Annotated in this window: 11 protein-coding genes; 4 read left to right on the top strand and 7 right to left on the bottom strand. The window is 59.8% G+C overall.

Going from position 1 to position 10,772, the window contains the following annotated elements; genetic code table 11:
• Window positions 1-423, bottom strand: a 423-nt coding sequence (locus RMO15_RS03340) for a hypothetical protein (protein WP_309707783.1), incomplete at its 3' end; no start/stop codon positions are given.
• Entirely contained in the window at window positions 420-1,910 is a 1,491-nt protein-coding gene (locus RMO15_RS03335; RefSeq protein ID WP_309707782.1) for a DUF3142 domain-containing protein, read from the bottom strand. The genes RMO15_RS03335 and RMO15_RS03340, both read right to left, overlap by 4 nt.
• A 48-nt stretch (window positions 1,911-1,958) precedes the next feature.
• Between RMO15_RS03335 and RMO15_RS03330 the strand changes: the two genes are divergently transcribed.
• Entirely contained in the window at window positions 1,959-4,598 is a 2,640-nt protein-coding gene (locus RMO15_RS03330; protein WP_309707780.1) for a hypothetical protein, read from the top strand.
• Between the two features lies 1 nt (window position 4,599).
• Window positions 4,600-5,355, top strand: coding sequence for a DUF1080 domain-containing protein (locus tag RMO15_RS03325; protein WP_309707779.1), 756 nt, complete (start codon window positions 4,600-4,602; stop codon window positions 5,353-5,355).
• Window positions 5,356-5,372: 17 nt separating this feature from the next.
• On the opposite strand, the gene RMO15_RS03320 is transcribed toward RMO15_RS03325, so the two are convergent.
• Window positions 5,373-6,332 carry an acetyl-CoA carboxylase carboxyltransferase subunit alpha gene (locus RMO15_RS03320; protein WP_309707778.1) on the bottom strand — a complete coding sequence of 320 codons (960 nt, stop codon included), beginning with the start codon at window positions 6,330-6,332 and terminating at the stop codon, window positions 5,373-5,375.
• A 14-nt stretch (window positions 6,333-6,346) separates the two neighbouring features.
• Window positions 6,347-7,174, bottom strand: a complete 828-nt coding sequence (locus tag RMO15_RS03315; RefSeq protein ID WP_309707776.1) for an acetyl-CoA carboxylase carboxyltransferase subunit beta — start codon at window positions 7,172-7,174, stop codon at window positions 6,347-6,349.
• A gap of 56 nt (window positions 7,175-7,230) precedes the next feature.
• Between RMO15_RS03315 and pheA the strand changes: the two genes are divergently transcribed.
• Together pheA and RMO15_RS03305 are read left to right on the top strand one after the other, a co-directional pair.
• Window positions 7,231-8,304 carry a prephenate dehydratase gene (gene pheA / locus RMO15_RS03310; protein WP_309707773.1) on the top strand — a complete coding sequence of 358 codons (1,074 nt, stop codon included), beginning with the start codon at window positions 7,231-7,233 and terminating at the stop codon, window positions 8,302-8,304.
• Window positions 8,305-8,320: 16 nt separating this feature from the next.
• Window positions 8,321-8,659 (top strand): hypothetical protein, encoded by a 339-nt coding sequence (locus RMO15_RS03305; RefSeq protein WP_309707771.1) that lies wholly within the window; start codon window positions 8,321-8,323, stop codon window positions 8,657-8,659.
• Window positions 8,660-8,678: 19 nt separating this feature from the next.
• Here the strand turns inward: RMO15_RS03305 and RMO15_RS03300 are convergent, their stop codons facing one another.
• The 3 genes from RMO15_RS03300 to RMO15_RS33160 form a co-directional block, all read right to left on the bottom strand.
• Entirely contained in the window at window positions 8,679-9,626 is a 948-nt protein-coding gene (locus RMO15_RS03300; RefSeq protein WP_309707769.1) for an endonuclease/exonuclease/phosphatase family protein, read from the bottom strand.
• Window positions 9,627-9,719: 93 nt separating this feature from the next.
• Window positions 9,720-10,403 carry a PEP-CTERM sorting domain-containing protein gene (locus RMO15_RS03295; RefSeq protein WP_309707766.1) on the bottom strand — a complete coding sequence of 228 codons (684 nt, stop codon included), beginning with the start codon at window positions 10,401-10,403 and terminating at the stop codon, window positions 9,720-9,722.
• Window positions 10,404-10,649: 246 nt separating this feature from the next.
• Window positions 10,650-10,754, bottom strand: coding sequence for a PEP-CTERM sorting domain-containing protein (locus tag RMO15_RS33160; RefSeq protein ID WP_369016067.1), 105 nt, complete (start codon window positions 10,752-10,754; stop codon window positions 10,650-10,652).
• Between the last annotated feature and the right edge of the window lie 18 nt (window positions 10,755-10,772).

Here is a 10,772-nt window from a genome sequence, read left to right as displayed (position 1 = left end):
CCGCACCGGCTCGGCAGGTGGGTTTGGGTGTGCCAGCACTTCAAGCCGGTCCTGCACCTCGCCACTAGCTCCAAAGCGTGCGACAAATCCCTCCCAGAGCCGCCGGGCACCCACAAAATCGTCTTTTCCAACGGCCACCCTTGCCAGCGTCTGTGTTTTCCCAAGTGCGCGAAGCCGCTTTGCGGCACGCTCCTCATCCCGCTCCACGCTCAGCTCTTGGTGGCGCACCTGATCCAATCCGTACGTATATAAGCCGGGGCGATCGTCGTCCTCACGATTCCAGACACGGCCACGGCGGGGGGCGATGCCAAAATCGGGCTGTGCACTATGAAAGTGCACCGAGGCAAGGTGATCCCCATAGCTTCCCCATGACGGTGTGGTGAGCGCCAGCAAGGCAACCAAAACAACGCTTCTCTGTCTCATTTCCCCTCTCCTACCTGTGCCGTTTTACCGTCTAGTGCCAGCACGCGCCAGTGCACATTGAGCGTGCCGATCTCCGAGCCTTTGAGCCGTAGCGGCCCCACCGTAAGGGTTGTCTTGGGAGGCAGGTTCGCCGCGCTCCAGCGCACTCCTGTGGCCCGGAGAGGGCTGACCGCGCGCTCGGGACTTTCGGCAAAGAGCGTCGCCTTGGCAAAGCCACCCGGCGCTACGTCCACGACGCCCGGACGCGTCAGCTCCAGATCAAGTGTGACGGTTTCTGGCCCTAGTGCACTGCCTGCATCACCATCGTTGATCAGGTCCACAAAGACCAGCGTGCCCGCCTCACCACCGCCCTCAATCGCGCTCCAAGCGGCGGCAGGCTTGGTGCGAATGCGGATACGCGGACGGAGTATCGGGGTCTGGTTTTTTAGGAGTGCGGTAAGCGTGGGAAGCGGTAGGGTCGAGGTTTCGCCCGGCTCTGGCAGGCGAAAGAGAACGAATCCGGTGCAGTTGCGTGGCCGATTTGCCATGGTGAGTGCCAGCGCTTTCTGCACGGAGAGGGCGGTAGGCAGGTCGAAGAGAATGCGGAAGTCCACAGCACCCGCCTGCGCCGCCGTGAACTCCAGCCGCCGGTTGCCCGTGACAGAATCGGTCTCGGCGCGGAGACAGTGAAAGGCGGGATCAGAAGCGAGCGTGTCAGCCCCCCCATCACGGTACATACCGCGTAGCCGACCGGGGCCATCGAAGACAAGCGCGTGGCCGTAGGCGGGTAGCCCGGCGCGAAACGGCTTGCCCCGTCGGCCTGCGGTGGCGAGCCCTCGCTCCAGAACTCGGGGGCTGAAGATCGGGGTAAAGTCGGCGTAGCCCCGTGGGGTCTGCGACTCATAGAACTGCGGCACGGAGAAGTCCAGCGCGTCCAGCACAGCATCTAAGTTGTGGCTTGTGTACCAGGTCGAGAGTAGTGTCGCGGAGAGCTGCCAGCCAGGCAGCTTGGAGCGCAGGAGCTTGATTAGCGTGGCGTAGCGCAGCAGGAGGCGCGTGGGAAAGTCCAGATCGCACTGGAGGCCAATCACCTCGACTCCCACTTTCTGCGCCGCCTGTTTCTGCGTACGAGCCGCGCTCGCCATCGTCTCAGCCAGCGTCTCTTCGGGGAGCTTTTCGAGCCGCGAGAGCACGTCTGCCGAGGCATTGAAAACCACGTGCACTTTGAGCCCATCGGCGCGGCTCTTCCAGCTCTGGCCGAGCGTCACTCCCAGCGTGCCATCCTCATCACGCCGGTAGAGTAGCCCCGCGTGTACAAAAATCTCACTCACGCCCGCGGTGCGTAGCTGGGCCACTTCCTCGTCTTTGAGCAGAAACGGGCGGTGCCAGTACCAGAGCGACTTGGTGAGCGGCGGAAGCGGCGTCTTTGCCCGCTGCCAGCCCCAAACTCCCCAAAAGATCCCGGCAAGCACGAGCCCCAGCAGAATAAACTTGGAGTGGGGCTTCATCGTGAGGCTATTCTATCGCTGACAGGCTCCCTCGGGTACCATAGATGCATGCGACGAGGGATTGTTTTTCTGGCAACGGCGTTAGGACTTCTCACCGGGGCGTGTGCGAAGGCACAAAACACGGGGAGCGGCTTTCTCTGGTTCGAGGCGGAGAGCCCGAAGGCGACGAACTTTCCGACGCGCCACTCGTTTATGCCCGCCAGCGATACCGAGAAAGCGGTGCTCTCTGGCGGGGCGTGGATCGGTGCGGAGGGGCCACGGAGCCTGCCGCTGTATCTGGAGTACGAGGTCACGGTTGTGGAAAATGGCAGCTATGATTTCTACGCCCGCAAGTTCTGGAAGCACGGCCCGTTTCGCTGGCGCTTCGACCAGCAGCCCTGGCAGTTTGTCGGCAAAGACCCCGCCCTCCTCGACGACTCCCCGATCCGGCAGTTTGTCGGAGCCAACTGGGTTGGGGTGGGCGAAGTGGCTCTCACAGCGGGCAAGCACACGCTCCGCATCGAGCTGACCGCCAACGACGGCGCGGCGGCCTTTGACTGCTTTGTCCTTACGAAAGTCCCCTTTATCCCACGTGGCAAGAGCAAGCCGGGGGAAAAACTCAATCGGACGGAGCCGGGCTGGTTTGCCTTCGAGCCAGACTTAGATAGCTTCCAGCCGACCGCGCTGGATCTTCGCGGCCTCAACGAAAAAGTCGCCGGCGAGAACGGCTTTATAATCCGCAAGGGCGAGAGCTTTGTCCACAGCAAGAGCGGCCAGCCCGAGCGCTTCTGGGCAGTAAACGCGGGAGGCGAGCTCACCCGCATGCCGCAGGCATCGCTGCGCTACCTGGCACGCGACCTCGCCAAAAAAGGCGTGAACTTAGTACGGATTCATGGGGCGCTCTGGAAGGACGACAACTTCCGCGAGATAGACCCCGAGAAGCTGGCGGGTCTCCAGCGCTTTGTGGCCGCGCTCAAGAAAGAGGGAATCTACTCCTGCCTCTCGATCTACTTCCCCCTCTGGCTAGAGATCCCGGCAGGCGACTCGCTGGCAGGCTACACGCCGGGCAAGAAGCCGTTTGCGCTACTCTTCTTCAACCCCGAGTTTCAGGCGATCTACAAGAGCTGGTGGAAGACCATCCTCACCGCGCCCAATCCTAGCGGCGACCCCCTGGGCAAAGACCCCGCTGTCGCAATGGCGGAGCTGTGCAACGAGGACAGCTATCTATTCTGGACGTTTTCCTACGACAATATCCCCGCGCCGCAGATGGGGATTTTAGAGAAACAGTTCGGCGCGTGGCTGGGCAAGAAGTACGGCTCGCTTGATGCCGCGCTCACGGCTTGGAAGCAGCCCGATGCCAAGGACAAGCCTGCGGAGGGTCGCGCGGCGTTCCTGCCGATCTGGGAGCTGGGTAACAAGCGTGGGCTGCGCTCACAAGACACGGTCTCGTTTCTCGCACAGAGCCAGCGGGCATTCTTTGATAGCACGGCCAAGTATCTCAAAACCGATCTAGGCTTTCAGGCCAGCGTCTACGGCTCAAACTGGGTGACGGGCGAGGCGCGGTTTCTGGGGCCACTGGACAAGTGGAGCAACACGGGCCTAGACGCGATGGACCGCCACGGCTACTTCGGCGGCAAGCACGAGGGGCCACGCGCCAGCTACAGCCTGAGCGTCGGGGATCTGTACGAGGACAAGTCCGCGCTGAAGTCGCCCGAGGAAGGCTTGCCGCTCTTTGATCTCAAGTGGAACGGGCTACCGTCAATGGTCTCCGAGGTGAACTGGCCGATGCCCAACCGCTACCGCGCCGACCTACCCCTTCTTGCGGCGGCCTACGGTGCGCTCCAGGGCTCCAGCGCGATTCACCTGTTTGCCCTCTCTGGCCCGAGCTGGAATCAACAACACGGCAAGTTCGACCTGCAAGTCCCGAGCGTCATGGGCCAGTCCCCCGCCGCCGCGCTGATCTTCCGCAGGGGCCTAGTCAAGACCGCGCCAGTGGTGGTTGAGGCCAACCTCAAACTCAGCAGTATTCTCAGCCTACAAGGTGCTCCCATCAGTGGCCCCGTGAACCTCGACGCCCTCCGCGCCGCCGATCTTCCAAGTGGTCAGACAAAGGCGCTGGACACGCTTCCGTCGCTCGATCCGCTGGCCTACTTGGTGGGGCAGGTGCGGGCCAATATCTCCGAGGCGGGAGCGCCCTCGAAGCTGGGGAGCCTGGCGGGCATTGATCGAAATAAGAAAATCGTAAAAAGCACCACGGGCGAGCTGGCCTGGAACTGGGGCAGTGGCCGCGCCGTGATCGCTGCGCCGCAGGTCAATGGGCTCCTGGGCTTTCTGGCCGATGCGGGAACCGTCAGCCTGCCCGGAATGACCGTCACCAGCCAGCTCGACTACGGCGCGATCACGCTGGTGAGCTTGGATGGCCTGCCCATCGCCACCTCCAAAAAGCTCCTGCTCCAGGTGATGTCCGAGGACAAGAACTGGGGCTGGAAGACTGTACCGGGTGATAAGGGACTGATGCGCATCGAAGACTTAGGCGGTGCCCCGATCCTAGTGAAGAACCTCAACGGCACAGTCAACCTCACCCGCCCGGATGCAGCCTCGCTCAGCGTCACTGCACTGGATGCCAATGGCTATCCGGTAGGCAAGTTCGGTAGTGCTAAGACGATTCTTCTGCGCCCTGACACGCTCTACTACCTGATTGAGAAATAACATGAACATTTTCTACAGCCGGTTAAAATCGGCGTCTGAGGGCCTTCGGCCACAAAGTCGCTCCGCGACTGGGAATTCGCTGATAGCGGTCGCTCTGCTCAGCCTTGTAGCTCTTGCGGATCTGCCGCTCCAGGCACAAGTCACACCGCCCTTACGCTCACTTTTTGATGGCAAGACGCTCACCAACTGGAAGAGTACGCCGTTTGGCGACGAGGGCACGGTTACGGTCAAAGAGGGCATGATTGTCCTGGCCAAGGGCGATGAAATGACGGGGGTTACTTGGTCGGGCGACGCAGCAACACTCCCCAAGCTCAACTACGAGCTCTCGCTCCAAGCCCAGCGCATAGACGGCAACGACTTCTTCTGCGGTCTGACCTTTCCCGTGGGCAACGATCCGTGTAGCTTTATCGTCGGGGGCTGGAACGGTGGCGTGGTCGGGCTCTCCAGTCTTGATGGTAAGGACGCCGCCCGCAACGAAACCGCACGGTTTATGGAGTTTACCAACAAGCGCTGGTACAAGATCCGCGTCCGAGTGAGCGAGCGCGGCATTACCGCCTGGATTGATGACAAGCAAGTCGTGGGCGTGGATACGAAAGGCCGACGCATCTCCATCCGCTCCGAGGTGGAAGCATCGCGTCCACTAGGAATCTCCTGCTACAACACGGTTGCCGGGATCAAGGACATCCAAATCCGCCCCCTCACCCCCGACGAAGCAAAAGCCTCAATCAATCCCCCACCCGTGCCAAAACCGAAATAGCCAGGACGGTGAACGTCCTAGGCGACGGGTTCAAACCGCCCCATACCACGCAGTCGCTTGGCGCGGCGGGCGAGGAGTTCATCGGTGGTGAGCGGGGTTAGCTCGACGAGGGCAGCGGTGATCGCCTCGCGAATGGCTTCGGCGGTAGCGGCGGGGTCACGGTGGGCACCACCAAGCGGCTCTTTGATGACGCCATCAATTAAACCAAGAGTGAGTGCATCGTGGGCCGTGACTTTCATCCAGCGAGCGGCCTCGGAACCCTTGGTGGCGTCGCGGGCGATGATCGCAGCGCAACCCTCGGGGGCGATGACGGAGTAGAAGCTATGCTCCAACATGAAAACGCAGTCGGCGACAGCGATTCCCAGCGCACCGCCGGAGCCACCCTCGCCGATCACAATGGCGACCGTGGGGGTGGGAAGGACGGCGAGCTCACGCAGGTTTCTGGCGATGGCCTCGGAGATGCCGCGCTCCTCCGATGGCACATTGGGGTCCGCGCCGGGGGTGTCGACAAACGAGATCACCGGCTTGGTGAACTTGCCCGCGAGCTGCATCAGGCGCAGGGCTTTTCGGTAGCCCTCGGGCTTCATATAGCCAAAATTGCGCCTCTGGCGCTCTTTTAAATCGCGGCCTTTTTGTTGCCCGAGAATCATCACGCTCTGCCCGGACAGGCGTGCAAAACCGCCGACGAGAGCGCCGTCGTCGCCGAATAAGCGATCCCCGTGCAGCTCCACAAAGTCCTCACAGAGGGCGTTGATGTAGTCGAGCGCATAGGGCCGCTGGGCGTGGCGCGCCAGCAGGACATTGTCCCAGGGGGTCAGTTTTGCAAAAAAGCGTTCCACGTAGCCATCTCGTTGGGTGCGCAGCTTTTGTACCTCGGTTGAGGCCGTCGTATTGGCCGTCCGCTGTGCTGCTTGCTCCAGCTTGGCTATATTGTCGTCAAGTTCGGCAAGAAACTGCTCAAACTCTTGGATGGTCATATTTTCCAATGGTTTCAGGACCCCAGAAAAGCAAGCGTCTTTGCCAGCGTCGTTGTTAAATCTTTGCGGGCGATGATCTTATCGAGCTGCCCGTGCTCTTCCATAAACTCCGCCGTGCGGTAGTTGGCAGGCGGCTTGACACTCTGCGCCTGCGCGGCAACCCGCTCGCCCGAGAGCCCAACCGTTGCGCCGGGCTCGGCGTAGATCACATCCCCGAGGCTGGCATAAGACGCCACCGCGCCGCCGGTTGAGGGATTGGTCAGCACGACAATATACGGAACTCTTGCCTTATCAAGCTGCGCCACGGAGAGGCTGGTCTTTGCCATCTGCATCAGGCTAGTGAGGCCTTCTTGCATGCGGGCTCCCCCCGACGCACAAAACGTAATCAGAGCACTTTTCTCATCTAAGGCACGGTCGGCGGCGCAGGCGAACTTCTCCCCAAAGACGCTTCCCATCGTTCCCGCAAGACGTCCCCACTCAAAGTCGGAGACGGCGAGCACGCAGGGAAGGCCGCTAATCGTCGCGACTCCGGTGACGAGGCCATCGGTGCGGGCGTCGTCTTCCGCACTCTCGGCGGCGGCGAGCTTGTCGCCGTAGCCCGGAAACTGCAAAAAGTCCTCAGCACGGATCTCACGGCGGCCAAACTCCACAAAGCTATCTTCATCGGCGGTCATGGCGATGCGCTCATCAGCGCTGAGGCGGTGGTGATGTCCACACTTCATGCAGACCTTGAAATCACGCTCAAAGTCTTTGGTGTAGAGAATCGCCCCACACTTGGTGCACTTGGTGAAGGCTCCTTCGGGTGCGGCGGTAGGGACGGGACGGCGAAACCAGTCAGGCATAAACTATGTACCAGTCAGGCATAAAATTGCGAACCTTGATATAATCCTGGACACGTATGTCGCTTCAAGAACTCCGGCGTCAAATAGACGCCCTCGATGCCCAGATTCTCGACCTTCTCTCCCAGCGGGCCCATGTTGTCCAGGAAGTCGGTCACTCTAAAACACGCACTCAGACCAAGTTTTTCTCGCCTGAGCGTGAGCGCCAGATCTTCGAGCGTCTCGAAGAGGCCAACCACGGACCACTCCCGCCCACGGCGGTTCGTGCGATCTTCCGTGAGATTCTCTCCGGGATGCGCGCTCTGGAGGCACAAATCCGTGTCGCACATCTGGGACCGGCGGGAACATTTTCCCACCAGGCAGCACTCGACAAGTTCGGCACCTCCTCCGAGATGAAGGTCGCCGATACTATACCCGATGTTTTCGCACTCGTCGAACGGGGCGAGGCAGACTACGGGGTTGTCCCAGTGGAAAATAGCACAGAGGGGATCGTCCCCTACACCCTAGACATGTTCCACGAGAAGGGCACACGCCTGAAGATCTGCGCCGAGGTCTATGTTCCCGTGGTGCACAACCTTGCCACCCACGCCGAGACCCTCGGCGATATTCAGAAGCTCTATGCCCACCCACAGGCCTACGCCCAGAGCCGCAACTGGATTCGGGACAATGTAGGAACGGGCATCGAGGTCATTGACGCCACCTCAAACTCCAAAGCGGCGCTTCTGGCTGCTGCCGATCCGACCAGCGCTGCGATCACCACCAGCATCGCCAGCGAGCTCTACGCCATTCCCCTGCTCGCCCAGCACATTGAGGACTCGCCGCACAACCGCACGCGCTTTCTTGTGATCGGAGAGAACACCCCACAGCCCTCAGGTAAAGACAAGACCAGCATCTTCTTCTCGGTTCAGCACAAAGCCGGATCGCTGATGCGCGCCATGGCCGCCTTCGATGCCCACGATATCAACCTCACCATGATCGAGAGCCGCCCCACCAAGCAGCTCCCGTGGGAGTATGTTTTCTTCATCGACATCCAAGGCCACCACAAAGAAGCGCAAGTCGCCCGCGCCCTGAAACTCCTAGAAGAACACAGCCTCTTCGTCACCATCCTAGGCTCCTACCCTGAGGCAAACTAGGAATATGGAGTAAACCATGCCTTCCCTACAGATTATCCGCATCCGTCGCAAAATAAACCGTCGTGCCTTCAAATCAGTATTGAGTCTTCATATCGCGACCAATCAGGAGGCGCTGGTAGAAGCACAGATCCAGACATACTCAGGGAAGCTTTTATCTACATTGAATCGTGTTCAAGTTGTCTCCGTGGACTCTTTCTCTTTAAATCGCAGACATCAGGAAGTCCAACTGGAAGGCGAGCTCAGCGACAAGGATAGTCACCAGCTTCTTTCGGGAGCCTACATTGTCGAAGTCACGGCCACTTCACCTGATAAGCAAAAGGTAACTCGGCACTTTCCAATCGCTCTAGGGACCTAATCCGGCGGCATGCCTTGCCTTACTCCAAGTCGCAGATGAGCATTCGGTGATCGGAGTTCTGGGTTTTGACGGCAATGAGCGCTCGGGGGGAATGCTCCCGTAGCCAGAGCTGGTCAATCCGGTGAATCGGCAGGTCGTTGGCGATGGTGTTGCCCCAATCTAGCCCGGCAAGGGGCCAGGCATCTTGCAGTTTGAGAGCGATCAGCTCGGTAAAAACTCCGTCGCCTGCGGGGGCATTGAGATCGCCGCCCACAAGAAGCGCTCCGTTACGCGGGAGCACCTCCGCCACGGCGCGTAGCTCGGCACGACGCGCTTGGCGGTTCTCCGTGTGGGCTTGCCAGCAATTGGAACTCCAGAAGTCCACGCGAAGAATGCTCGGCGTCAGCCGGACACTGGCGATGGTGCCCTGAGGCGTTTTTGCAACGGTGGCATACCGCTGAAGAGTGCGCGGAAGCGGCACGGCGGTGAGGTTTCGGGAAAGTACAGCGGTGTCTAGGCCGAGTACACAGGCGTCGCGGCTCCCGTAGAGATTCTCCGCCAGCGCCCGAACGCTCTCAGGGCTGGGGATCTCTTGGAGGAGTACCACATCGGGCTTCCACGCACGCACTTCGTCGGCAGCCTTGGGGTCGCCGCCTGCACAGTTCAGCGAGACGACCCGCCAGGTGCCCGCCGCTTTTTGTGTGGCGGAGGGCGCAGAGAGCCAGCGCAGAGGGTGTGTTAGAGGACGTAGCTCGTCCACAAATAGCAACGAAAAAAGCGCCCAGAGTGCCCACAGTCCTCGTGTCCGTCGCCGTTTCCACCGCACTCCCGCCAGCAAGCCCCCCGGCAGTGGCCAGCACCACACAGGAACCACCGTCACCGCCGCAAGTGCATCGGTGCGTGTGGCGTAGCAAAGTGTCAGAAAGCCCAGCAACAGCCCCGAAAACCCGGGAAGAAGCCAAGAGAGCCACAAGCGAAAGCGCTTCATCGTCTGTAGTGTATCGCTGTCTTCTTGCTCCCCAAAATAGCAAACCTCCCCGACAGCATGCATGCCGGGGAGGTTTTGGTTTGTGTCTTGCGACTACTTGCGGCGGCGGCGTGCAGCCAGACCCGCGATGCCCAGTCCTGCCAGAACGAGAGTTCCCGGCTCGGGAGCGGAGCTTACAATGGGGGTCGTGGTAATCACTGTGGCACTGGTATTGGCGGAGACACCTCCACCAAGCACAGCAGCACCACCATTAGTGACGATATTACCCGTGGTTCCCCCAAAGCGTAGCAGGTAGATCGGGCTATTCTGATTTGCATTAAGTGCCGGACTCGTGCTGAACTCAACACTATCACCCTGATCCGTAGCATCCGAGCGGATGTCGCGGTTAGGGCTACCCGTGATGGAGCTTGTCAAAGCACTGCCACCGTCGAGATCGGTATTCGTGGTTGCACCAAAGGTTAGGGTACGGCCACCAAAACCGGCGACGGAGAAAGAGGCAGCAGCAGCATTTCCGGTAGCCGTTTGAAGCTGGTAGGCGAAGATAAGTTCGCTACCGTTACTAAAGGCGGCAGAGATAAGATTTCCTGAGATCGCGTTGCCCGCATTGAGTCCCGTGTAGGTAGCCGTCTGCGTGGCCCCAAATTGGGAGAAGCCACCCGGAAGGCCACCAGTGATGGTCAAGCCACCGTAGGTACCAATACCATTGACGGGCAAGCTACCAAAAGTTACCTGAGCCTGAGCAGAGCTACCTGCAGCAAGAAGACCAAGAGCTATCACTCCAGGCACTACTCGCTTAAGATTTGTTAAATTGAAAACCATGGTTTGTGTTCCTTATTCTCTAGCGCTATTTTAGAGAGAGTGAATCGTGACTTAGTCTGTAAAAAACCCACTCGATTTGATTATTGATCATCAGAACCTAATCTCTAGGTTAAAAAATACTATATTTTTCTAAATCCAAAATAGCAAAGCTCCCTGGCAACATACATGCGAGGGAGCTTTGACTCAGTGTAATTTGTCTTGCGACTACTTGCGGCGGCGGCGTACAGCCAGACCCGCGATGCCCAGTCCTGCCAGAACGAGAGTTCCCGGCTCGGGAGCGGAGCTTACAATGGGGGTCGTGGTAATCACTGTGGCACTGGTATTGGC

Source organism: Armatimonas sp., from assembly GCF_031410135.1.
Classification (GTDB): domain Bacteria; phylum Armatimonadota; class Armatimonadia; order Armatimonadales; family Armatimonadaceae; genus Armatimonas.
Note: the sequence above shows the minus strand (reverse complement) of the source record. Positions and strands in the feature narration are given on the sequence as shown.